This window comes from Claveliimonas sp. (genome assembly GCF_037273965.1).
Taxonomy (GTDB): Bacteria; Bacillota; Clostridia; order Lachnospirales; family Lachnospiraceae; genus Claveliimonas; species Claveliimonas bilis.
The window spans coordinates 17,374-41,944 of sequence record NZ_JAYAZJ010000047.1 but is presented as its reverse complement, the minus strand read 5'-3'; the positions used below and the strand labels follow the sequence as shown (position 1 = coordinate 41,944).

Here is a 24,571-nt window from a genome sequence, read left to right as displayed (position 1 = left end):
AAATTTTCACACTCTCCACTATGGTATCTATCTATAATCCTTCTTCAAATAAGGTCATCTGATGGTAATTCTCTTCTCTGCTGCGGATCCGTCCCTGTTCTCTTTGAATCACAGACTCTCCGACCTCTGCAAGAAAAGGTGATTCCTCTCCTGAAAACGTCAGGATCAGCTCTTCTTTGGCACGTGTCATTCCCACATACAAAAGACGTTTTTCTTCACTGATATCAACAGAATAGCTCTCGCTCTCCAGCGGGATGCACCCTTTCTCTGTTCCGCAGATCATCACAACAGGAAATTCCAGTCCTTTGGATCCATGAAGCGTCATGATCCTGACTGCTCCCGCGGTATAATTTCTGTCCCCGCATCGCTTCAGATCGCTTTCCACGCCCAGCTCAAAGTTCCGGAGAAACTCCGGCATCGTCGGGTAAAATACGGCGGATGAAATCAGCATTTTCATTGCTTCATTTTCCTGAAGCTGCATATCTTCAAGCCAGCTCTTCAAAAAATCCAGCGGCTTTTTCTTCCGGTAAAGGGGCTGGTATTTCTGTATCTGTTCATCCAGAATCTGTTCTGTTACCGGATTCCAGGAAAGTTTCCACAAAATCTTTGCACTCTGCTTCTTTGCGGACATATCATCGGTATGTTCAAGGCAGCGGAAAAAGCAGAAGCTTCCCTGCACTTTTTCTTCTTCCAGGAAACTCTCCCTTCCTGCTGTCACATAGGGAATCCCTTCCTGCCTGAAGCACTTCTCCAGCAGCGCCGCCTGCCTGTGGGTACGGCAAAGTACGGCAATCTCATCAAAAGAGCGGACTTTTCTGTCATACTCCTTCCCGGAAAGAGCCTGGGCTTCCAGCATACCGATTCCACCTGCCATCCGCCCGATCTCTTTGGCAATAAAGATCGCTTCTCCCATCCTGCTCCCTGCCTGATAAAGCCGCACCGGATCCTGATCCGGGCAATTGGGGTGGAGCCTTGAGCCAAGTGCTCCATCCAAAACCGTTTCCGCCGCCTGCAGGATCTGCGGGGAAGAACGGTAATTTTCCGTCAGCCGGATGATTTCCAGATCCGGTATATCTGCTTTCAGGGATTCAAAACATGCAGCGGACGCGCCTCGGAATCCGTAGATGGACTGATCGGCGTCGCCAATGACAAACAATTCTTTTGCCTCCCTGTTCCACGCCTGGATCAGACGGTACTGAAGCGGATTAATATCCTGGAACTCATCTACCAGAATGTAGGAAGGGGTTCCGAAGTTTTTCCCTTTCGCGCCGTTTTCTAAAAGTTCCAAAGTCTCCAGAAGAAGATCATCAAAATCTAACAAAGAATTGTTCCTTTTCTCTTCTTCATACTTTTGTACCGCTTCTTCCCAGAGCCTCTTTTCCTCTTCCGTACGCTCCGGCGGCTCCATTCCTGCCTTCTGCCGTGACAATTCTTCCAGAAATTCCTCTGTCTTCATGGCGATCCGGCTCTCATCCACTGCCTGTTCCGCCATCTCTTTTCGCTCCAGCTTCGTTGTCAGCATGACTTCCCTTCCCTGTCCCTTTAAAAAGGACAGACAAAGGGCATGGAATGTCCCGATCCGGATTTTTGCAAGACGCCTTTTCCCGCCAAGAGCCGATTCCAGACGTTCCGTCATCTCCCTGGCAGCCTGGTTGGTAAATGTCACTGCCATGATATCACCGGCTTTTATTTTCCGGTGTTCCATCAGATACAAAATCTTTGCGATCAGCGTCTTTGTTTTGCCGGTTCCCGGACCTGCAAGAACAGCCACACTCCTTCCCGCACACTGTACAGCCTGAAGCTGCTGCGGATTCAGCTCTTCTTTTCTCTCCTGCTGCCCGTTCTCTTTTTCACTCGAAATCTCTTTTTCTTTTAAAAGCTCTTCCTGATTTTTACACTGTAACCCGTCCTGATTTCCGGTTTCCGTCCTTCCAAGAAGAGCAAAGAAATCCAGCTGCCCTTCTGTTTCCTGGACCTCCTCCGGACGGAAAAGCCGGATCGTTCCATATTCACCGTCAAAGCCCGGGATCCTCTCTGCTTTCCCCTCCCGGAGCCTTGCTATCCCTTCCGCCATCCGATGACCTGATACTGTTTGTATTTCTTCCAGAGGAATCTTTCTTAGTATCTCAAATTCCGGTCCAAGGCGCTGCAGCATATTTTCATATTCTCTGACCACTTTCTTGCTGGCAGCCGAACATCCGTATGCGGATCCGATCACCTCCGGAAGGGGAACAAGACTTTCAAAGTCCGCCGCCTTCTCCGGCCGGTATCCTTCCGCCCGGTCTGCCAGTTCCTCTACCCGGTGAGATACTCCTATAGTAATCTTTTTGCCGCACACCGGACAAATGCCGTCAAATTTGTTCGTTTCTTCCGGCGTCAGACAAAGCCCGCATTTTCGATGTCCGTCCATGTGGTATTTCCCTTCTTCCGGGAAAAACTCAATGGTTCCTTTCAGTCCTTTTCCTTCCTGGATCGCCTGATAGATCCCCTGATAGGACAACTCTATATCCAGAAGGTTAGCCTCCCGCCCAAGCTTTGCAGGGGAATGGGCGTCGGAATTGGAGATCAGATGAAAGCGGTCCAGAGCTGACACTCTCCAGTTCATAGGCGGATCAGAAGAAAGCCCCGTCTCTACGGCATGGATGTAGGGTGTCAGATCTTCAAAGCACTCTTCTGCCGTATCAAATCCCGAAAATGCTCCAAACAGGGAAAAGTGAGGAGTCCAGATATGAGCCGGTACATAGATACCCTCCGGGGACGCTTCCAGGACGATCTCCAGAAGATCCCGGCAGGGTACTCCCAGAATGGGCCTCCCGTCGGAATGTATATTTCCAATTGCCTCCAGCCGGCGCGCAATATTTTCCGCTTCCTCCAGGCCCGGAAGAAGGATCAGACTGTGGACTTTACGTACCTTTCCGTCCTTTTTATAAATAGAACTGATCTCTCCTGTAACAACAAACCGCGGATCTGCTGCCCCTTCTCCTGCCGGATCAGGAATCCGATATTCCTTTTTCAATACATACAGTCCGTCCTCTGCCGGTTCCAGCTTTTCCTTCAGCTCTTCTCTCCAGGCCGGGTGAGTAAAATCCCCTGTCCCTACAATATGGATTCCCTTTCTTCTCGCCCACAGATCCAGATATTCCGGCGTGCAGTCTTTGCTGGTAGCGCGGGAATATCTGGAGTGGATGTGCAGATCTGCTATGTACATAAAGATTCCTTCTTTCCGCTTTTGCTCTGCCACTTATTATAATATGAAAGGCAAAAAAGCACAACCAAAGGCAGGAGGAAACGGGTGATCCGACTTTCCTCCTGCCTTCTGTTTTCCCTCTATATGGTATCCTTCTTTCCTTTCCGGCGTTTCACACACTCTGTCAAAAGATATTCTATCTGCCCATTCATTGACCGGAAATCATCTTCCGCCCACTGTGCAATCTCCTCATATAATTTGGGAGACAGCCGAAGGGGAACCTGTTTCTTCGCTTTGGTTTTGTCCGATGCTTTCTTTTCTTTTTCCAAAAGCTTTCCCCCTCCCGTTCCTGCCTTTTCAACAATTTAATAAAAAGCAGTTTTAATAAAGGCTTCCGCTGTTAACGATCGGCTGTGCATCCTTATTTCCGCACAGGACAACAAGCAGATTGCTCACCATGGCTGCCTTTCTCTCCTCATCCAGCTCCACAATGTCATTTTCATTGAGCTTATTAAGCGCCATTTCCACCATGCCGACAGCTCCCTCTACGATCTTCTGTCTGGCATCAATGATAGCGGCTGCCTGCTGCCTCTGAAGCATAGCGGATGCGATCTCCGGCGCATAGGCAAGATGAGTGATGCGCACTTCCTGTATTTTAATGCCTGCTTCTTCTACTTTCTGCTGCAGTTCATGTCCCATGATGTCTGCAATTTCCTGACTGCTGCCGCGGAGAGACTTCTCATCTCCGTCCTCGCTTGTATCGTAAGGATACTGTCTTGCCGTATTCCGAATAATAGAGTCGCACTGAATGGAAAGATAATTCTTATAGTTTTCCACATTGATCACTGCTTTTGTAGGGTTTACTACCCGCCAGATTACCACTGCACCGATCTCTACGGGATTTCCAAGCTGATCATTAACCTTCTGAAGCTTATTGTCAAGCGTCATGGCCTTCAAAGAAACTTTCTTTTCTCTTCCCCCTGTAGAAATAGATACATTACGGCCTCCATTAGATGTGACAATCGGCGCCCCTTTTATAATAGGATTAATAGCGCTGCAGAAAGGATTTACCCAGAAAAATCCAGGTTTCTTCAATGTGCCGTAATACTTTCCGAAAACAGTAAACACATAAGCTTCATTAGGATTGAGTACCTTAAGCCCACAGAGCAGAATGATCGCTGCTGTCTCAACGATAATGCCAAGTGTAATACCGACGCCGATCAAAAAACCGCTTCCGGACAAACTTCCAAATATCGGTCCTAAAACCATAAGGGCAATACCCAGAAGCATTCCCACAATTCCTATAAACATCATAGCATATCCGCTTGCCGGGTGAAGAATCTTTTCTTCCTGAATTTTTTCCTTACTCATCTTTCTTTCCCCCTTCGTTTTAAATTGATATCATTTTGATATCATTATCATAGCATCCATCCTTTTACATGTCAATAAGGGACAGGATTTTCACCGCCTGAAACGGCAAAATTCCTGTCCCTTACTGCTAATTTCCATCGGAATAAATTTCAAGATAACACTTTCTGCAAAGCTGACCGGCCCCCTCCACATAATGCTTTCGCATTGCAACAGGCCAGTCCTTCTCTATATCTGTCACTTGTCCGCAAATGATGCACCGCTCCTGTTTCCCTGGAACTTTCATGCTATACCTTTCCATGCTTTTCACTGCATTCATGCTCCTTCTGATTGTGGATTTTCCGGGCTTTCATTAGTTTATGCAAGATGGAAAAGGTTTATACGCTATAAGTTAAAAAAATAACGGGACACGTAGTAAACTTGCAATTTGTTACGTCCCCCGTTATTTTTTTAACCAAGTTTTACTTTAATATAATCATGATGGACTGCTTCCAGGAACGGTCCAAATACATCCGCTGTCTGAAGTTTCATACTGGATGTATTGACACAGGGATGACATCCGAATGTTTCCCCGGCAAGCACTTCCTCGTCAACAAGAAGCTGCACCTGATTGTCCGGGTCGTAGAGGAGACTCATGATCGTCGCCGATCCCGGCGATACATTCAGCAGTCTCTCCATATCCTTCCCGGAAGCAAAGGAAAGTCTGGAGGATGGAATCTGAGGCGAAAGTTCTTTTGTCTGCAGGTTCTTGCTTCCCGGCATTACAAGCAGATAGTATTTTGTTTTCTGCCTGTTACACAGGAACAGATTCTTACATATTTCAATCCCGAGAGCCTCATCCACTTCCCGGCAGGCTTCAATAGTAGCTACCGGTTCGTGGTCTACCCGCTGATATCTGATACCAAGGCTGTCCAAAATTTCATATACTTTCTGTTCTTTTTCCTTCCGGCACTCAAAATCCTCCGGTCTTCCCTCATATACGTTCATCTTATTCACTCCCTATTTTTTGATCTACTTCTTCCTTCCATGGAATAGAAATGGACGCCCCCTTTTTGGCAACTGCCATTGCCGATGCCATAGCCGCCCTTTCCAATGCCTGTCTCTTGTTTCGTCCCTCTATGACAGCTGCAAGAAAATATCCGGTGAATGTATCTCCTGCCGCAGTAGTATCCACTGCTTCCGCCGGGACTGCAGGCACTGCAATATTCTCGTTTTTTCCACTCCAGATGGCGCCGTTTTCACCCAGGGTCAAAACAATTTCCGCCTCCGGGAACTGTTCTCTCATACATGCAATGATGTTTTCCGGCAGCTTTTCCCCTGTAATCTGCTCTCCTTCTACTTCATTGACAAAAAACAGATCTACCTTTGTCAGATCGCATTTTCTTACATAATCGTCAAAAGGAGAAGGGTTAAAGGCAACGGTCATGCCCTTTTCTTTTCCTTTTTCGATCAGATAATCCACTTCATTTATCTCATTTTGCAGAAGCAGAATATCTCCTTCCTCAAAATGTCCCAGCACCTCATCCACATATGCCTTCGTATTCTGCCGGTTTGCCCCGGGAAACAAGATAATGCTGTTTTCTCCGGCGCTGCTCACCTGAATGATCGCATTTCCGGTCCGCGTATCTGATTCTTTTATATAATCTGTGTGCACATGATTGCTGCTGCACACTTCTTTCAAGAACAGGCCGTCCTCGCCGATCAGGCCTGCATGATATACTTCCGCCCCTGCCTTTGCAAGAGCAATGGACTGATTAAGCCCCTTTCCTCCCGGGAAAACTTCCAGCCCAAGAGAGGAAATCGTTTCCTTGGGATTTACAATGTGCTCCACCTGATACGTATAATCAATGTTCAGTGATCCAAAATTTAAAACTTTCACCTGTATGCCTCCTTATCACAAAACGCCGGAGCAGAAAATCTGTTTCCACTCCGGCGCTTTTTATACCTTTATTTAGGCGCACGCCCCAACTTCTCAAACATATCACCGAAAATACCATCCCGGTAAACAAAGTTGCATACCCGTATCGAATGCCTCTTTTCACCTGCTTTCCACCTCACATCATCTGTGAGATAAGGCGCTTCTACAAGAGCAGATGGACACCAGTGGGGATTGATCATATATCCGATCGTTGATATGTCCCAGATAATTCTGGAAGGAGCCATTCCGTGAAATGGAATCTCTTCTTTCATAAATTTATCATAGTCATCCACTTCCTGTAAATAGGTAAGTCTGAATAAAGAAAGCATGTTGTCTGCCGCTTCCGGACTTAACTGGCTGATCACTGTATCCGCCAGATAGGTTCCGATCTTGCTCTTTCCCTTCAGCTTTGCCGCCAGCTCTGCCTCTGTTGTCGTCAGATGGGACGCCACTGTCATACACGGAACCAGTACCAGTGGGACACCGCTGTCGAAAATGACCTGAGAAGCCAGTACATCCTGTCCCAGATTAAATTCCAATGTATGAGGCCAGTACAGGGGCTGCCCTCCCAGCCATACAATCACAATCTTTTTTATGATCTCCGGTTCCATCAAAATGGCTGACGCAATATTTGTAATCTCTCCGATCGCTACGACATACAAAGTTTCATCGCTTTCTTTCACGCGTTTGATAAGATCTCTCGCTGCGTCGGACTCTACCGGCACATCTTTTTCTGTCATATAATGTTCCGATCCGCGGAATACTTTTCCAGCCGGATCCATTTCCAGCATGCCAAAAATTTTAATGATCTCCTGATAACTCTGCTCCAATCCCTCTTTCAGATCACTTGTCATCGGGACAGTTACCTGATCCGTCTTTTTGGCAAGCAGCCTGTCAAAAAATCCGGAAGAGAAGGGCGCGGCATAAACTGCTTCCACCTGAAGACGCTCCGGAGACATCAGTGCATAGGAAAGAGCAAACTGGTCATCCACCTCATTGTATGTATCTGTATCCAGCACCATCCTCACTTTTCCCGCCGGAGGCGCCAGCATTTTTATTCTCTCCTCTTCTGAAATTTTAGGAAAATTCATGATTCTTCCTCCTTTTCTCGTTCTTTGGATTTCTTGTTTTAAGCTGCTTTTGCAGCAAGCCGGCGCTTATGCAGATATTCTTTCAAAGTTTCTACATTGTTTGTAATGATCATAACAATGAGAAGGAACACTCCCAGGAAGATATTCTGGAAAGTATCCGGAAATCCCGCCGCGATCAGACCAATAAAAATTGTATTCAATGTAAACTGACTTACAAAAATTCCAATTGCCATATTACATGCCGGCTGGAGTACAACTGCAATAATAATTGCCATCAATGGCTGAAAAAGAAGTGTTGCACTTCCCAGGTTGGTCTGTGCCCCCATAGATCCTGACTGGCTGATCGTCAGTACCGCTGCCACAGCAGCAAAAATGCTTCCCACTACGAAACAGAGGAATTTTATCCACTGTACACGAATACCTGCATTTTTTGATACTGCCTCATTACTTCCAATCGCTCTCATATGATAGCTGAATTTTGTAAAATTGAAAATGAAGTAGAACAAAAGTCCACAGACGATCAATACAACTACAATCCAGGGAACAGATCCCAATACTGCATATTGATAGTCAATGCTTACAAAACTGAATCTTCCGGCAATATTTTTCCCCACGATCTCAAACACCATCGTCAGCGCCATCGTCAAAATCAGCGACGGTATCTTACAGATCCAATTCAGGGCTCCTGTAAGTGCTGCCACAGCCACGCTTGCAATTAACGAACCAAGCAGGAGCCCCGCCATACCGAACTGGGAGGAGGCTATCCCCCCTACCAGTCCACTTATAATAATTCTGGATCCTATCGTAAAGTCAAACAGTCCGCTCATGTAAATAAACGCATAAGCATAAGCTGTAATAACAGATACAATAGACTGAAGAAAAATTGTCGATACACAGTTCAGGTTACTGAACCGGTCAAAACATATGATCAGAAAAATTCCATATACGATCACCGGAAGAGCCAGCGTCATTCCGATTTTCTTTATCCATTTTTTCATAGTTGTTTCTGCTTATTCCTCGCTCTCCATGCCTTCGTGTCTCTGTGCCACATCTGCTACAGAGAAGTTGTCTACGATTTCCTGATAAGTATCGGCATTAATGCTGTCGTCATAGAATTTGATCATGCTTTCCTTGATTTCATCCGGCGTAAATACCGCATTGTCGCCCAGGAAATATGTCAGATATTCCTGTGCCTCTTCGCTGGATGTCAGCTCCAGATAATTGCATACCTGAACAAAAGGTCCGTCCTCTACGATCGGAGTACCGATAACTTTGTTTACAAGAATCGCTGTTGACAGCAGGGGATCGATCTGCTGCTGTCCGCCATAAGATACGTGGAAGGAGCCAGCTTCCAGATATTCGCCCATTGTAAAGTCAAAGTCAATACGTCCTACAATGATCTCTCCGTCCATGCCATGATCGGAAAGCGCTTTTTCAATTGTCGGAAGTGCTGCATCACAGTATGTTCCTGCCAGCAGAATACCATCCAGTTCCGGATATGCGGCAATATAGCTTTCTATTGTCTTTGTCATGTCAGTCTGAGCAGTAATGTTGTATGTCGTATTCAGAAGATTGATGCCTGTTTCTTCTACCGCTCTTTCCACGCCCTGATCACGAAGGTCAGAAGAAGTGTCGCCTTTTGCAATGTTGATAACACAAAGGTTTTCCACGCCCTGCTCTACCATGGAATTTACAATGTCATAAGCTGCCGTCTCATCTTCCTCATTGCAGCCTCCTGCAAAATAGTCAGAGGCGTAAACTTCTTCCTTGATAGACTCGTCATTAATGGTACGGAACATGGTAGCATAATATACCTGTGCCTCTGTACACATCTGATTTACCGTCGCCAGCATAGAATCTGAGGCCGGCATTAAAATAATTCCGTCTACTCCCCGGCTGATAAGGTCAGAAACATTATTGATCAGATCATCTGCAGTCAGATCGCTTTCTACAACTACCAGTTCCCCGCCAGCTGCCTCAACTGCAGCCTTTACATTATTTTCAATGGATACAAATGTGGGGTCTGTAGAAGAGGTCTGCCACGGAAATCCTATTGTAAATGCTTCCGGATTGTCTCCGCCTCCCGAACTTGTGTCCTCCTCACTTTCTGATGAACTGCTGCCGCATCCAACTGCCAGTCCCATAACCATAACAAGGACAAGAAGCATGGATACTACTTTTTTCACGGATAGTAACTTTTTCATATCTTTCTCTCCTTTTCTTTTTTTATTTTCACAGGGGAAGCGCCCCTGTAAAATTCATCTGCTTTACTTAATGACAACCGTATTTCTCCTGTCAAAGGAAATCACTACAACAATGATCAGGATCACTCCTTCCACAATCTGCTGTGTCAGTCCGTCAATGCCCATCAGCGACATTCCGTTCTGCATAACCGCCATTGCAATACTGCCCACAATGGCTGCCCGGAATTTTACAGACCAGCCTCCGGACAATGGCATTCCTCCGAAAAGTACTGCCAGCAGCACTTCAAATTCGAAAGCCTCTCCTGTACTGGAAGAAGCGGTACAGGTTCTGACCAGACTGAAAAATCCTGCCAGTCCGCACAGTAATCCGGATATTGCAAACGCCAGAAATCTGACCCGCTCTACATTGACGCCGGACTGTCTTGCCGCTTCCGCTGATGCTCCGATCGCCCTGCACTGTTTTCCGTAAGCCCTGTATTCAAACAACAGATAGAATACAATCGCCACAACAAGAAATACGGCGATCTTCACATAGCTTTGATCAAACATGCGCTGTGTCAATGGGATTCCCACTGTCCCGTTCAAAAAATATGTCGTCAGTCCCCTGGCAATAAACGACATCGCCAGCGTCCCGATAAAAGACTCCACCTTCAGTCTGGAAATCATAACTCCGTTCAGCGCTCCGATCGCCAGCCCTGTCAAAAGACACACAGGAATGATAAGCGCCACATGAACCTGAGCTGAAAACGCTCCCATGGCCGAAGCAAATCCCATAATTGCCCCCACTGATAAATCCAGCTCTCCAAGGGACATAAGGAACATGACACCGATGGCTCCAAGACCGATGCTGAAGAAATTATTAAAAATATTCATCATATTTCTGGAGCTGATAAGATTCCCCTCTGTCAGCACATGAAAGACGATCACAACCAATATCAGCCCGATAAACGAAAAATAGTTACGAATAAAATCTTTTCCCTGCATTTTTGCACTTACACTTTTCATAATCCTCTGCCTTCCCCTAAATCATTTTCTGAATCAGTTTTGCTTCTGTGAGTCCCTCTGACCGGTAAAACTCTCCCGAGAGCACTCCATCCTTCAGGATCACGATTCTGTCACTCATACCAATCAGTTCCGGCAGTTCTTCCGAAATAAGCAGGATTGATTTTCCTTCTTTCTTCAGCTGTTCGATCAGCTGATAGATCGACGCCTTTGTACCGATATCGATTCCTCTGGTAGGGCAGTCCATGATCATAATATCCGAGCCTTTCGCAAGCCATTTGGCCAGCACGACTTTCTGCTTGTTTCCACCGCTTAAGGTATTGCAGAACTGCTCTACAGAATTTGCCTTTACCTCCATATTTTCCGCCCACTTAGACGAGAGATTTCTTTCACTTTTCTTCAGAATGAACCCGCCTTTTGCCAGCTGTTTTAATGACGGCAGACAGATATTATCTTTAATGCTGCATAAAGTCATCATTGCCTCTCTGTCTCTGTTTTTGGAAATGTAGGCAATGCCATGCTCGACAGCCCATTTCGCATTTTTTACTTTTTCTCCTTTTCCTTTCTGTACCTTTCCGATATCCGGCTTTGTCAGACCAAACATTACTCTTCCAAGATCATGCATTCCGCAGTCGCTCAAGCCTCCTACACCTAAGATTTCTCCCCGATGCAGGGACACAGATACATTTTTCAGGACTCCTCCTGTGATATTCTGCGCTTCCAGAACCACCTCTTCTCCGATACTTTCCTCGGTGTCTTCCCTGTAATAATGTCCTGACATCTCTCTTCCGATCATCAGCTGTTTGATCTTGTTTTCTTCAAACTCACTTTTTTCCAATGTCGCTGTCATAACGCCGTCTCTTAAGATCGTAAGCGCGTCGCACATCTTCATGATCTCGTCAATGTCATGGGAAATAAACAGTACGGAACCTCCTTCTTCCTTTATCCTGTTCATAAGACTGTAAAGGATATCCCGTCCATTTACTGTCAGAGCTGTCGTTGTCTCATCCACGATCCAGAGTTTCGGAGAAGTATAAAGCGCTCTGGCAAGCTCGATCAGTTTTCTGTCCTCAAATGTAAGCGTATCAATCATTACCTGAGGATCAATATGGGTAATACCCATATCATTCAGTACTCTGGAAGCTTCCTGATTCATTTTCCGGACATTCAGCACTCCGCCTTTTACAAACATTGCCTCTTTTCCGAAAAATATATTGGCAGAGGCACTGATCTTTCCCACTGTCCCCTGCTCCTGGACCACCATACTGACTCCTTTATCCATGGCATCTACTGTCCCGGATGGAATGTATTCTTTTCCATCTAAATACAATTTCCCGCTGTCCGCCTTCTGTATACCGGCACAGATAGAAGAAAATGTAGACTTTCCAGATCCATTCTCACCAATCAGACCATGAATCTCTCCTCTGCTGATCGTAATTGTTACATTCTTTAAAGCCTGGGTGCTTCCAAAAGATTTGCAGATATCTTCTCCTTTAAATAAATAATCGTTTTTCATACCCGTCTCTTACACCTCTTCTTTTTGATGCCTCTATTATAGAAAAGCAGGAAAAATTGCACACTAATACAAATTTCATTTTTTGTTTGATATTTGAATATTTTGTATACTTTTCTTTATATTTCAGAGGTTTTATTATGCATTTTTTTATTTTCAGATGAAGTATCTGCTTTTAAAAATCAGCGTAATGCACGTTCCTTTTCCCTTTTCACTTTCAATTTTGATACTTTCTGTACTTCCATACAGATATTCCAGTCTTTTTCTGATATTGGAAAGCCCGATGCTCTTTCCTCTTTCTGCTTCTCCGTATAATTCCCGCCTCACTTTCCTTAACTGTTCTTCATCCATTCCCATGCCGTTATCCTCCACCTTGGCAATGATCTCTTCTTCTTTTTTAGATATATGAATAACAATTTTACCATTCAGCTCTCCGCTTTCTTCATCGATCAAGCCATGGAACAAAGCGTTTTCCACCAGAGGCTGGAGCATGTTTTTTGGAATCTGCTCCTGGGAAAGACCCTCTTCTATTTCCCAGATAAGTTCCAGATTTCCATCGTACATATAGCGCTCGATCACAATATACTGCTCAATGACCTTTTTTTCATTTTCAATGGTATCTGTAAACTCTATATTATTGATCCGCAGTCTGTCCTGAAGAATAAAAATCAAAGCGGAATTAACTTTAATGATATCTTTGCATCTTTCCCGCCTCGCCAGATAATTAATACTGTTGATGGTATTATAGATGAAGTGGGGATCGATCTGACTGATCAGCAGGCTGAATCTTGTCTGCTGCTCTTCTTTTTCCTTCCTGGCGATCACATCGAGACTATCTTTTAATTCCTCTGCCATTTTATTAAAAGAATCACTCAAAAGGCCGATTTCATCATCCGGGATCTCTTCTATCCTACAGTCCAGATTTCCCTTCGCCACTTCCTTCATTCCTGCTGATAATATACTGATAGGCTCAATAATTTTCCCGATCACTTTAGAAAGCACTGCCAGAGTCACGAGTACAAACAGGCACAAGACAACCATAGCTCCAATGATATAATAGGCAAACGTCATAAAAATAGTCCGGTCAGCCACATAGGACGCCACCTGCCATTTGCTGGTCAGGGATGTGTCAATAAACTGAATCCCATTGTTTCCTTTTTCACTGACAATCTGCTGATTTCCCTCTACATTTTCATGTGCTTTTTCCTGCCATCTTTCGTTTCCCTGGGAGCAAATGACATCTCCGTTTCCATCCACCAGTTCCGCATAGTCCAGTGTGTGATCTGTCAGCACACGAAACGTTCGTATCAGGTCATTCAGCTCCATAAAAACAACGTAGGTATATTTCTGATTCCCATGATAAAAATTTTTCAGATATGCTGCTGTATATTTTTCCGCATTATTAATTGTTACTTTGTATACTCCCGAAACACCTCTTCCATATTCCGCTTTTTCCAGATTTTTATACCAGCTTGTCTCAATCAGTTCTCTGTCCGCTTCATCTACTTCACTTAAAGAATCCAGTGCCGGTACATTCTGGCTGGAAATCATAACACATCGGATAGACCCCTCATAACTGATCAGATTGTTTAAATTCAGTGAAGCAATATTTCGATTCTGCTCTTCCGGGTCAGAAAAATAGCGCAGAATTTCCTCATTCTGCGCTACCGAAAGAGCAAGATTTTCCGTATAATCCTGGACAAAGGAGACAAGAGTATCTACTTGTGAAATTACTTCTGTATTCGTATTTTCCGCACGTTCGATCGCATCCTGTTCCAGCCCCGGGACAAATAAAGCATAAAAAACTACACAGGAGAGAACTCCCATCGCAATTCCGATCACAATAATTCTATTGGAAATCTTTTCTCTGATTGTTTTCTCCACCTATGACAGCCTCCCTTTTTCCTTTTGATAGTTTGTCGGATAAGTACCTACAAGTTTGAAAAAAATCTGGCTGAAATATTGACTGGACTGATATCCTACTGCTGCCGATACTTCATACACTCTCATGTCTCCTTCCTCCAATAGTCTCTTTGCCTTTTCAATCCTTATTTCCGTAATGTAACTGTTCAGAGTTTTCCCGGTTTCTCTTTTAAAAAGACTGCATAAATGACCGGAACTCAAATGTACTGTTTCTGCAATTTCCCGTATCGTCAGATCATGTTTCCCGTAGTATTTTGAAATGTATTCCATTACCTTCACTACCGGACGGGAATATTCACTGAAGTGAACCTTTTCTCTTGCGTGGATAAGCAGAAGGAAGGAAACTTCAAACCACTCTTCCAGACGTATGCCGTCCAGCCATCTGTCCCAGTTTTTCTCTGTTCCTATGTCCTGACGTTCCATGTAGTCCGGAAGCTGCCTGTTATTTCTTCTCAGGATTTCATAGAAATCTCTCGAAACACTTTTTAGGCTTCTATCGTCTTCTGCCTCACAGATTTTCCGGAAAATCTCCTGTAGATATTTCCTCACCTCTTCTGCATTCCTTCTGTTGATCATATCCTGAAAATATTCGGTTTCTACGATCACAGGCATCGTTTTTTCATTTGTCCGCACCTTTGTATCTGTCAGATGAATGATCTGCCCGCATCCTGTAAAATATTTTTTCCGGAACACAGACTGATATTTTTCTTCACATCTTTTTAATTCAGGAAGGCTCATTTTATAATCCACTACGTAAATCGTAAAGGAGCAGTGAAACGTTTCCTTCAGCCTGTCCTGAATCTGTTTTGCATATTTATAAAGTATTTCTGTCACATTTTTCTGTGACAGAGCCGGAATATCCATAACAACCAGAATCCGGTTATCCGGTGAATAGCTGACGATCAGCTCATACTCTGCTGTTTCTTCTTTGAGGATGGCAGAGGCAATCTCTTTTCGGGAACACATAAGGCTGTCTTCCAATGGATCCCCCGGCAGACGGATCGGCAGATCCTGCTCTACCAGCAGATATCCATACGCCTTTCCTTTGAGAACCTTAGGAAGATCCGCTTCCTGAAGATCAGGCACTTCCAAAAACTCGGATATCGCTTTTTCTTTTACAATATCCTTCCATTTTCCCTGATCCTCTATCGTCCGATACAGCTTTTTCAGAAGTTCTGTAAATGTCTTTTCATCCAGAGTACTCTTTATCACATAGTCTCTTACCCCATACTGAATGGCTGTTTTCGCATAAGAAAAATCTTCGTATGCCGTCAGCAAAAAAATATACACCTCGTTGTCTGTCTCTCGCAGTTTCCTGATCAATTCAAGACCATTCATAAAAGGCATTTTGACATCTGTAAATATAACTCTTGGATGATATTGATTATATTTCACCCATGCCTGCTTGCCATTAAACGCCGTGGCAATAATCTCAAATCCCAGGGCGTCCCAATCAACCAGTGTCCTTAAGTCTTCCAATACCAATTTCTCATCATCCACAATCATAACCGGTATTTTTTTCATCGTTTTTCGCCCCTTTTGATGTTTTATGTCTTTCTTGTCAAGACGGGATTTCTTTGACAAATTCTTCTACCAGTTCCCGTTCCACAGGAGCTGACAGATCACCGTCCTTTTTAAAACTGCTTCCAACAATTGCACCGTCCAGCATCCCCCAAAGTTCAGCTACATTTTTGACATTTAATCCACTTCCTGCCAAAAGCGGAATATGAATTGTCCGCTTTACCTGCAGAATGCTCTCTTTATCCGGCGCTTTTCCGGTTCTGCTTCCTGTGATCACCGCGGCATCCGCCATGCTTTCTTCTATATCTTTCGCCTTTTCTTCCAGTGTACGGTCCGAAGTAATCGCATGGCTTCCGTGTTTCACCTGAAAATCTCCGAATATCATAATATCCTGTGCATCGATCAGACGCCGGTAACGCATGATCTTCGGTCCTGCCGCATCCACATAACCGCTGTTTGAAATATAACCGTTGGCCAGATTAAAGACTCTGACCCAGGAGGCTCCTGAGGCTTTCGCTGCCGCCAGCGCATGCATGCCACCGTTTAAATGAACATTCATCCCCATAGGAATCTCGGGAAAACGCTGCCTGATAGCGCATCCTGCCGCTGTAAGAAACGCTGCTGTCTCCGGCCCCATATCTTCCGGTTTCAGAAACGGCCGGTCAAATTGATTCTCAACCTGTATTCCGTCCACTCCTCCCGCACACAGCTCTTCTACATCATGCAGCGCCAGATCCAGAATCTTCTCCCAGCTTAGACTGCAGGCCGGAGTTCCCGGCAGTGCCTTTAAATGCACCATTCCGATTACCGGTTTTTTATTTTGAAATATTTTTCGAAACATTCCTTCCTCCTTTTTTAAAATGCTTATTCCTCTACCTGCCATCCGGCTACCGGCCCTGTGTACAACAGGTCGATTACCTTTTTCAGATTTACATCATGGGGCTGATCCGGATCCTTATAGGAAAGCCGCGACAACTCGCAGGCAAATAAATGAAGGACCGTCATTGCGCATATACTGCCTCCCCATGGAGATAATTCTCCCAGCCACGGCGCAAGATATACCGCATTTTCAGAATTCTGCTCTTTGGCAACCGCCCCCACGATCAGAACTCTCGCCTTCTGGTCGCAGGCATATTCCACAACCTGTCTTTCTCTGTGATCAAGAATATTGTTTCCGATCACAATAACCGCATCCGGACTTTTGACCGAAAATCCATGGAGATGCATATATTCCTCTGCATTGCAGAATGTCACATGACCTCTGGAAGTCTCCACGATTTTGGCTGCCCCGATCATGGCAGTGCTTCTGGCAGGACCGCTCCCTACATAAGTATAACACCGTTCTTCCAGAAAACTCTGAGCAGATTGTTGTATTTTCTCTTTCTCTTCTGCATATATTCTTTCTATCATCCGGGGCACTGCTTCTCTGATCTCCCTTTGCAGGTTCACCCTTTCCTCCTCCATAATCTTTCCCTTTTCTTTTGCCAGCTCAAAGGCCAAGGAATACATCAGCGCAAGGGAGCTTGTTGTTGTTTTGGTAGGAAATGTTCTGGACACTCCGATCGCTGCTGTAAGAAGTACCTCACTGCTTTCCATTCCCAGCGGACTTTCCTTATGATTTGTTACTCCTACTGAGATTCCCTGACATTCTTTCACATAATCCAGTGCCTTGCGTACATAGAGAGATTTCCCCGAAGAACTGAATAAGATCACCATCGTCTCGGGATTTACCTCGGGTTTTTCCAGAAAATAGTCATAGGCCTCATATCCCATAGCTTCTGTCCCGGTCAGCTGGCGAAACGCCTCTGCAGCCGCCAGGCTGATAAAATAGCAGTCCCCGGATCCCACAATATGGATCTTCCGTACATTCCGACAGATGTCTGCAATATTCTCAATCTGTCCTTTCAGCTCCTCTGTACAGTTTCTGATCGCTTCCGCCTGTTCCATTACCTCCTGCGGGAAAAAATAGGTGTTCCAGTCTTTCATAATTCTTCCTCCTTTGTCTGCTTCATGTTTTTCCTGATTACTTATATTCCTCTATACCCTTTTCAATCTCAGATAACGAAGGCATATTTCTGGCTCCTTTTTTTGTTACAGAGATTCCTGCTGCTACCGATGCATATTTCATAGCGTCTTCCATAGTTTTCCCCTGTGCCCGCGCCGCCACGAAAGCAGCCATATAAGTATCTCCCGCTCCTGTTGTATCCACCGGTCTATGACGTGTTGCCGGAATTTGAAAAACGATTTCCTGCCGGTCGTTCATCAGCCTGGAGCCTTGTCCTCCGCATTTGATCACATAAGACTGTCCTTCTTTCGGGGTCAGGCCAAGTGCTTTCATTTCCGTTTCACCAGTCAGTACGACATCGCACAGATCCGCTATCTGACAGGCGCCTTCTTTTACTTTTGGAGGAACCTTGTCTGCCGGATAGCATAAGTTGGGATCAAAGTACAGTTCTGCTTTTCCCTTCCATTTCCGTGCTGCTTCCACAACAGCCTCCTGTGCCGGACAGATTCCCGCAAGAACTCCTGTCAGGCACAGGATATCCGGCTGTATTTCTTCCAGACAGGCAAAATCTTCTGTCTCCAGTTTTTCAAATGCCGATCCTCTTACCAGCATATAAATATCCCTTTCACCCTGAAGGTCCGTAAAAATCGCAGTAGTCCCTGAATGCAGTCCCGATTTTGGCCGGATCCAGCTTACATCTACTCCGATTTGTTCCAGGCCCTTTAAGAGAAATTCTCCCGACTCGTCTTCCCCTATACCGGCTATAATTGCCGTATCCATTCCAAGAGCTGACAGCCCGGCGGCTATATTTCCTGCCGTTCCGCCTTCGCTTCTTCCAAAGGGAACTCCATATGTCCTTCCGCCCCGCTCTGGAAACCCCTCAATTTCGGAAATCATATCGACAAAAACATCTCCTATGACAACCGCTCTTTTTGCCTTTTTCATACATCTTCACTCCTCGCCTTTCATTCTTTTTTCTTTATTTTTTTCTCATTGCGACTGCATGTTTGTATCTGTCAGACCGATACACCACCTCACTGTACTCTATCAGATTCCCTTCCTGGTCAAAGGATTCTCTCTCAAAAGCAAGCAGCGGAGCCTGCCTGCTTACATCCAGTATTTCCGCGTACTTTTTTCCTGCCGATATAGCCCATATTTCCTCACGAATCTCTGTAATAACGATGTGGAAATATTTTTGCAGATTTTCATACATGGAATCCCCTTCAAGAAGCAGCGGAATCTCTTTTTCCCGGAACAGTTTTTTAGGAAAATAAGAGTGGTTAACAGAAATCGGTTCATTGTCTGTCCCTCTCACACGATAGATATGGATAATCTCTTCCCCCTGCTGCAGCCCCAGTTTTCCGGAAAGATTGTCATCCGCTTTTATGACCTCTATTGTTCTTTCTATCATCTGCGACTCGTACCCGTGACTTTTCAAAATCTCAGTAAAACTTAGGAGACTGGGGTTATTGTCCATCAATTTGGAATATGCCACCTTGGTCCCCTTCCCTCTGACAATATACAAATAACCGTCCTGCACCAACTCGCTGATGGCGCTTCTCACTGTTGTCCTGCTGACTCCGTACTCCTTTTCCAGCTTCTGTTCACAGGGAAGATATTGCCCCTGCCGGTAATGGCCCTGTTTAATTTTTTCTCTGATATCATCTCTCACCTGCTGATAATATGGCTTCTCTCTTCCCAAGGCTCTGCTCCTTACTTTCAAGTTTGCGACATCATGATGTCATGTTATCCTGATTTTATTCTCCCTGTTTTTTCTTCGCAATGTATCTATTTTCATATTTTGTTTGTTTTTGTTATATTCCCCTCCGATCGGTCAGGGACAGCGGTCACCATCCGGGTGTATCGCACAAAAAGAGAGAACTCTTTGTATCAGAGTCCTCCCTTTTTCACCGTCGATCTTTCTTTTTACTCTTCCTCTCTGTCTCTTCTCCACAGCACCCAGCCTGCCAGCAGCGCCGCCAACGCAAGCAGCAAAGCCCTGCTTACGATCAGAGAATTATCTCCTGTCTTGACTGTCTCTGCCCGCTTTTGATCCAGCATATCCACAGTCTGTACTTCTGCGGTTTCTTCCAGAGTAAAGACAATTTCTTCGGCAATTTCATATCCGTTCGGCGCCTCCTCTTCCGTCAGAATATACTGTCCCGGAACCAGCCGTTCAAATTCCTGTGGCACCTTTCCGGATGTCCACTGTGCAATTGTGCTTCGGCTTCCATCCTCCTTTCTCTTTTCCAGCTTAAGTCTGGCGCCTTCCAGCATTTTCCCGCTGCCGGCATCTTTTTTACAGATATGGAGCTTCGTCGGCTCATTGAAAATTTCCAGGTTTTCCGTCACAAGGGCCGTATGCTGGTCTTTGTATGTAAGGCTGGCTTCATATTCCCTGTCATCCAGCACATAGCCCGGCGTCTGCTTTACTTCCTTTACCGTATATTTTCCCAGAAATAATTCCCTGGACTGCGCCGCTTCTCCTTCCGTTGTAATGGTATCCGCAAGCTCGCCTTTCTTCAGCCGTACCGTTCCTTCCGGTGTTATAATGTCCTCTGCTGCCCGGATCTCAAAAACGGTGTCCGACAGGAAAATCTCTTCTTCTCCTGCCTCCAGCTTACTGATGGAGATTTTTCCCATAGCATTTTCATCTTTCATAATTACTGTCTGTATCTCACCGCTTTCAGGAACCGTAAATGTGATCTCCTGTGCCTGGAGATACCCGTCCGGCGCCACCGTTTCCTCCAATACATATGTCCGGCCCACGATCAGTTCCTCAATATAATATGGTTCATCCCCGGAAGTCCAGCTTTCAGTTTCTGTCCGGCTTCCGTCCTCCTCCAGCAGATAGAGGGTCATTTTCGCTCCTTTGATCTCCTGCCCGGTAGTAATGTCCTGCTTGCTGATCCTGTATTTTGTACAGTCATTTTCCAGACGGAGCGTATAAATCTCTCCTCCTTCCACCTGCCCTTTCCTGTCCGTTTTTACCGTATGGATCTTCTCATCCGGAAGATATCCCGGCAGCGGCTTTATCTCCTGAATGCAATATACCGTATCCGGCATCATATATTTTACGGTGATCCTGCCTTCCTGATCCGTCGTATAAGTTGCCTTCTCCTGGGGCCTATTTTCAGGCCATATCTGGAAACTTACTTCCGGAAGCTTTATATCTTCCTCCCCTTTTTTATATTTTTCTATGATCAATGTGGACGGGACATCGTACACCGTTTTTTCTTCTGTAACTACCGCCGTTTCCTGATCTTTGTATTTCAGGCTGACCTTATATTCCTTGGGATCCAGCACATAGCCCTCCGGCTGCTTTATCTCCTTTAAAATATACTCGCCCAGCCAGAGATTTTTACTGAACACAGGACCCTCTTTTGATGTGGTAATGGTATCTGCCAGTTCTCCTTTTTGGAAGCGTCTGGTCCCGTCAGGCGTCGCGATATCCTCCGCCGCTCTCACTTCATATACCGCTCCCTCCAAATATTCTTTCATATCTTTCTCGTATTTTTTCAGACTGATCCTTCCCATGGCGTTGTCATCTGCACAGGAGATAATAAGAGGTTTTCCCCAGTCCAGATCCTCTGAAACAGTAAATTTTATATCCTCTTTGTTCAGAAGATAGCCTTCCGGCGCTTTCACTTCTCTCAGATAGTAAGTACCATAACCCAGCTTTGACGGAAATGTAAATCTTCCGTCCTCATCCGTAGTAAAGGTATCATATTCCCGCACTGAAGGATAATAGGTCGTCATGGTAATTTTCTGTTTCTTTTCATCCAGCAGCTGAAACTTAGCTCCGGCTCTTGGTATAACCTTTCCTGTTCCTCTGTCGATCTTCTGAACCTGTATAGCGCTGCTGATCAGGGTATCCTGTTTATAGACGCCGCCAACCACCGTATTCTCCTGCTGTATCGTCACTTCAAAAGGCCTGACTGCATTATATCCTTCCGGCGTTTTCACTTCTTTCACAATATAGGTATCATAGACAAGTCCTCCTCTGGGGTGGTCTTTGCTTTTTGTATCTGCCCGGCCCTTTTCATCTGTCCGGATGCGCATAACCTCTTTTCCCGTTGTTTTTGATGTGATAGAAAAGACCACTCCTTCAATTCCCTGCAGGGTGTCTTCCTTTTCATCTTCCGGCTGATATACCTTGATCAGTTCCACGTCGCCCCTTATGATGTCTTCCGGCACTTCCGTTCTTTGGTATGTCTGCACGGTTTCCCCGCTTCCTTCCGATGTGATCTTCCGTATAAAAATCTCCTCGTTTCTGTTATATCCTTCCGGCGCCGCCGTTTCCTCAATTGTCACTGTTCCAAGAGGCAGGATGGGGTTCCCCTTTGCATCGCTCCAGAAGGAGTCTCCTCTTATCAGATCTTCTTTCCTGAAATAAACTCTGCCGTCCTCCCCGCTTCGAAATACCCAGGTTTTCAGCGGACTTTTCCCCTGCAGCTCCTGCAGCGTATCATAAAATCCGCCGTAAAATCTGCAGGTAAATTCCGCTCCGCCAAGGCTTGCTGCCCCCTGGGGCGTGCCGATTTCCCGGCCTCCTTCTTTTTCCAGCTCCTTTTCACTGTCGTATTTTACCGCCAGAAGATCCATCTTCTGGTACTGGGGCTGTTCTTCCACCTGCAGGGATTCGTTTCCCTGAGATGTCACCTGAACCTTATAGATACGCTTATCCAGTCCATAGCCCGGAGACGCTTTCAGTTCTTTCACATAATATGTCCCTGCAGCCAGCGTCAGTGTATTGCTCTTTCCTTCATCATCTGTCTGCAGCTCTCCTGCCTTTTTGGTACAGGCCTCATCTGTATAGACTCCGTATACTGCGCCTTTCAGACTGTAGGCGCTTCCCGTCCCGGAAATTCCCCTGTTGACTGATGTTTTCATCAAAGTCAGTTTCCCTTCCGGACGGTAATCCCAGAAGGTCAGATCCTGATAAGCGCTGTTTCCCGTGCTGATCTTGTACACATTAAAACCTTTGGGCGCCGGGCTTAAATTTGAAATCCGGCTGATGAACGCCTTTCCATGTCCCACATCGCTCTCGCCGGTATCGTCCACATCCATGTGTCCGTTAGCCACAGAGCCTGCAAGCGAAGTCTCGCCATAGGATGCTCCCACGTCGCCGGGGCCTTTAAATCCATAGTAATAAACCTTTCTCAAAAGCTCATTTCCTTTGTTTTCGGCAGTATAAACAGCGGTCACAGTCATCGCTGTTCCCTTGGAAGGCGGTTTCGCCTCATGACAGGCGCAGAATGCCATTTTCCCATTGCTGAGTTCAAAATATCCCACCGGCATTTCCCTGGTATTATAGCGGAAATCACTGGCAGTCACTGTATAAGTGTCTCCCATACCGGCCGCCTGCATTTCGGGGACTGTATCGGTCACAGCCGGAAACAGAAGCGCCGCCATAGCCAGCGCTCCCAAAAACAATATTCTTTTCCCTTTCCCTGACAATATCTTTCCTCCTTTTTCTAAGATCCTGTCTCAAAATTTCTCTCACATCTGGTATCATTTGGCGAAACGCCTGACTGAAAATAAAAATGATCATTTAGAACAGCAGAACTGCTTTCTGTGACTAATAAGTTAACATATTTCCCATTCAAATGCAAGAAAAAAATCTGATTTTCTCAAATCAGATTCCCTTCTCCTCAAATATCTGCCGAAACCGCTTTGCATCCTCCAGCATTGTTTTCCAGCCGTACTTTTTCAGATCGATCTTCCAGCCGCCTTCTGTTCTTTCGACTTTTACTCCTTCTCCCTGAAGAAGCATCTTCTGCATGTCAAAAGTATCAAAAGCCGCCGCACCGCTTAGGATCCCTTTGCTGTTTACTACCCGGTGAGCCGGAATATCCTCCCCCAGCCTGCCTTTGTTCAGGGCATAACCAACCTGCCGGGCGTTTCCCGGCTTCCCGCAAAGGAGAGCGATCTGGCCATAAGTCGCTGCTTTTCCATAAGGGATGCTTCTGCAGACAATCCCGGCTCTTTCATAAAAATCAAAACCGGAAGAAAAAATTCTGCGGATTCCCACCGCCACTCCATCCTCATCATTAGACAACGTAAGCCGGTCCGCCTTTTCCCGGCATGTTTCGGAAGCATTTGCCATGGCAATTCCAACACCGGCAAATTCCAGGAGAGCACTGTCGTTATCCCCGTCTCCAAAAGCGGCAAGCTCCTCTCTTTTAAGGCCCAGATATTCCAGGAGAAAACCGGCCGCCTTCTCCTTTCCGGAATCCCGGTGGGAAATCTCAAGAAGTTGGGGGACGGACGAGGTGATATACACATTTTCCACCTTGTTCTCCAGCATTTTCCACATTTGATGTTTCAGGGCCTTTTCCCGGACAACGATATCAATACTTTCCAGCTTGGTTTCATGCTCTTTTAAAAACGCCCGCATATCCTCTACAGGCGTCCGTGTCCTCTGTATATAAGAAACTGCATGGCTGGAAGCGCCGAAGCGCATCGGCTCTTCCGTGTATTCTCTCTGTGCATAGGGCTTCCCATCGATAAATGCCTCAAACACAACCGGCTCTCCTTCCGTACAGCGAAGGATCCTTTCCACGGACTCCGGCGTCAAATAGCATTTCTTAAGACATTCCCCTGTCTTAAGATCATAAACGGCAGCGCCATTGGATGTGATCGCATATCGGATCTGCAAAAGCGCCGTGATCTCTTCCGGAAGAGAATGAAGGGACCTGCCGCTTGCGACGACGACTTCTATTCCCCGGGCCGCCGCTTCTTCCAGCGCCTCTTTATTCCCCTGACTTAGCTCGCCCCTTCCATCCAGAACCGTACCGTCCAGATCAAGGGCAATACACTTTATCTTCATCTTGCTT

19 protein-coding genes and 1 pseudogene are annotated in these 24,571 nt (G+C 45.7%); all 20 read right to left on the bottom strand.

The window, feature by feature from the left end; all coding sequences use genetic code 11:
- Positions 1–31 precede the first annotated feature (31 nt).
- On the bottom strand, positions 32–3,208 hold the full coding sequence (locus WJ238_RS03210; RefSeq protein WP_230107045.1) for a UvrD-helicase domain-containing protein: 3,177 nt from the start codon (positions 3,206–3,208) through the stop codon (positions 32–34).
- 119 nt (positions 3,209–3,327) lie between these two features.
- Complete coding sequence (locus tag WJ238_RS03205) at positions 3,328–3,516, bottom strand: type II toxin-antitoxin system antitoxin (RefSeq protein ID WP_230107046.1); 189 nt, start codon at positions 3,514–3,516, stop codon at positions 3,328–3,330.
- A 52-nt stretch (positions 3,517–3,568) separates the two neighbouring features.
- Positions 3,569–4,558: an SPFH domain-containing protein gene (locus WJ238_RS03200; protein WP_256195912.1), complete on the bottom strand. Its 990-nt coding sequence runs from the start codon at positions 4,556–4,558 to the stop codon at positions 3,569–3,571.
- Between the two features lie 127 nt (positions 4,559–4,685).
- Positions 4,686–4,856, bottom strand: a complete 171-nt coding sequence (locus WJ238_RS03195; protein ID WP_337606130.1) for a hypothetical protein — start codon at positions 4,854–4,856, stop codon at positions 4,686–4,688.
- Positions 4,857–5,005: 149 nt separating this feature from the next.
- Entirely contained in the window at positions 5,006–5,542 is a 537-nt protein-coding gene (locus tag WJ238_RS03190; protein ID WP_337606129.1) for a prolyl-tRNA synthetase associated domain-containing protein, read from the bottom strand.
- Position 5,543: 1 nt separating this feature from the next.
- Positions 5,544–6,434, bottom strand: coding sequence for a ribokinase (locus tag WJ238_RS03185; RefSeq protein WP_256195918.1), 891 nt, complete (start codon positions 6,432–6,434; stop codon positions 5,544–5,546).
- A gap of 68 nt (positions 6,435–6,502) precedes the next feature.
- Positions 6,503–7,564: a nucleoside hydrolase gene (locus WJ238_RS03180; protein ID WP_337606128.1), complete on the bottom strand. Its 1,062-nt coding sequence runs from the start codon at positions 7,562–7,564 to the stop codon at positions 6,503–6,505.
- Between the two features lie 38 nt (positions 7,565–7,602).
- Positions 7,603–8,562 (bottom strand): ABC transporter permease, encoded by a 960-nt coding sequence (locus WJ238_RS03175; RefSeq protein WP_337606127.1) that lies wholly within the window; start codon positions 8,560–8,562, stop codon positions 7,603–7,605.
- Positions 8,563–8,574: 12 nt separating this feature from the next.
- Positions 8,575–9,768, bottom strand: coding sequence for a sugar ABC transporter substrate-binding protein (locus tag WJ238_RS03170; protein ID WP_337606125.1), 1,194 nt, complete (start codon positions 9,766–9,768; stop codon positions 8,575–8,577).
- 63 nt (positions 9,769–9,831) lie between these two features.
- On the bottom strand, positions 9,832–10,773 hold the full coding sequence (locus tag WJ238_RS03165) for an ABC transporter permease (protein ID WP_337606124.1): 942 nt from the start codon (positions 10,771–10,773) through the stop codon (positions 9,832–9,834).
- Positions 10,774–10,789: 16 nt separating this feature from the next.
- Positions 10,790–12,286, bottom strand: coding sequence for a sugar ABC transporter ATP-binding protein (locus WJ238_RS03160; RefSeq protein WP_337606123.1), 1,497 nt, complete (start codon positions 12,284–12,286; stop codon positions 10,790–10,792).
- Positions 12,287–12,439: 153 nt separating this feature from the next.
- Positions 12,440–14,167: a sensor histidine kinase gene (locus WJ238_RS03155; protein WP_337606122.1), complete on the bottom strand. Its 1,728-nt coding sequence runs from the start codon at positions 14,165–14,167 to the stop codon at positions 12,440–12,442.
- Positions 14,168–15,730: a response regulator transcription factor gene (locus WJ238_RS03150; protein WP_337606121.1), complete on the bottom strand. Its 1,563-nt coding sequence runs from the start codon at positions 15,728–15,730 to the stop codon at positions 14,168–14,170.
- Positions 15,731–15,767: 37 nt separating this feature from the next.
- Complete coding sequence (locus WJ238_RS03145) at positions 15,768–16,568, bottom strand: BtpA/SgcQ family protein (RefSeq protein WP_316266243.1); 801 nt, start codon at positions 16,566–16,568, stop codon at positions 15,768–15,770.
- 23 nt (positions 16,569–16,591) lie between these two features.
- Positions 16,592–17,713: an SIS domain-containing protein gene (locus WJ238_RS03140; protein WP_337606120.1), complete on the bottom strand. Its 1,122-nt coding sequence runs from the start codon at positions 17,711–17,713 to the stop codon at positions 16,592–16,594.
- A gap of 37 nt (positions 17,714–17,750) precedes the next feature.
- Complete coding sequence (locus tag WJ238_RS03135; RefSeq protein WP_337606119.1) at positions 17,751–18,677, bottom strand: carbohydrate kinase family protein; 927 nt, start codon at positions 18,675–18,677, stop codon at positions 17,751–17,753.
- Positions 18,678–18,711: 34 nt separating this feature from the next.
- A complete protein-coding gene (locus tag WJ238_RS03130) occupies positions 18,712–19,434 on the bottom strand; it encodes a GntR family transcriptional regulator (protein WP_337606117.1) in 723 nt (240 codons plus the stop codon).
- Positions 19,435–19,658: 224 nt separating this feature from the next.
- Positions 19,659–23,192 (bottom strand): SpaA isopeptide-forming pilin-related protein, encoded by a 3,534-nt coding sequence (locus WJ238_RS03125; protein WP_337606116.1) that lies wholly within the window; start codon positions 23,190–23,192, stop codon positions 19,659–19,661.
- A 178-nt stretch (positions 23,193–23,370) separates the two neighbouring features.
- The gene (locus tag WJ238_RS03120) at positions 23,371–23,751 is read right to left on the bottom strand and encodes an MGMT family protein (RefSeq protein WP_337606132.1); all 381 of its coding nucleotides are present in this window, start codon (positions 23,749–23,751) and stop codon (positions 23,371–23,373) included.
- Positions 23,752–23,775: 24 nt separating this feature from the next.
- Positions 23,776–24,564 (bottom strand): annotated as a pseudogene (locus tag WJ238_RS03115) (Cof-type HAD-IIB family hydrolase); the annotation flags it as partial.
- Positions 24,565–24,571 lie beyond the last annotated feature (7 nt).

Bases quoted from the DNA above. Each gene is read 5' to 3' on its own strand.
- WJ238_RS03210 (WP_230107045.1), bottom strand. From the start codon at position 3,208: ATGTACATAGCAGATCTGCACATCCACTCCAGATATTCCCGCGCTACC.
- WJ238_RS03200 (WP_256195912.1), bottom strand. From the start codon at position 4,558: ATGAGTAAGGAAAAAATTCAGGAAGAAAAGATTCTTCACCCGGCAAGC.
- WJ238_RS03195 (WP_337606130.1), bottom strand. From the start codon at position 4,856: ATGGAAAGGTATAGCATGAAAGTTCCAGGGAAACAGGAGCGGTGCATC.
- WJ238_RS03190 (WP_337606129.1), bottom strand. From the start codon at position 5,542: ATGAACGTATATGAGGGAAGACCGGAGGATTTTGAGTGCCGGAAGGAA.
- WJ238_RS03180 (WP_337606128.1), bottom strand. From the start codon at position 7,564: ATGAATTTTCCTAAAATTTCAGAAGAGGAGAGAATAAAAATGCTGGCG.
- WJ238_RS03175 (WP_337606127.1), bottom strand. From the start codon at position 8,562: ATGAAAAAATGGATAAAGAAAATCGGAATGACGCTGGCTCTTCCGGTG.
- WJ238_RS03170 (WP_337606125.1), bottom strand. From the start codon at position 9,768: ATGAAAAAGTTACTATCCGTGAAAAAAGTAGTATCCATGCTTCTTGTC.
- WJ238_RS03165 (WP_337606124.1), bottom strand. From the start codon at position 10,773: ATGAAAAGTGTAAGTGCAAAAATGCAGGGAAAAGATTTTATTCGTAAC.
- WJ238_RS03160 (WP_337606123.1), bottom strand. From the start codon at position 12,286: ATGAAAAACGATTATTTATTTAAAGGAGAAGATATCTGCAAATCTTTT.
- WJ238_RS03150 (WP_337606121.1), bottom strand. From the start codon at position 15,730: ATGAAAAAAATACCGGTTATGATTGTGGATGATGAGAAATTGGTATTG.
- WJ238_RS03145 (WP_316266243.1), bottom strand. From the start codon at position 16,568: ATGTTTCGAAAAATATTTCAAAATAAAAAACCGGTAATCGGAATGGTG.
- WJ238_RS03140 (WP_337606120.1), bottom strand. From the start codon at position 17,713: ATGAAAGACTGGAACACCTATTTTTTCCCGCAGGAGGTAATGGAACAG.
- WJ238_RS03135 (WP_337606119.1), bottom strand. From the start codon at position 18,677: ATGAAAAAGGCAAAAAGAGCGGTTGTCATAGGAGATGTTTTTGTCGAT.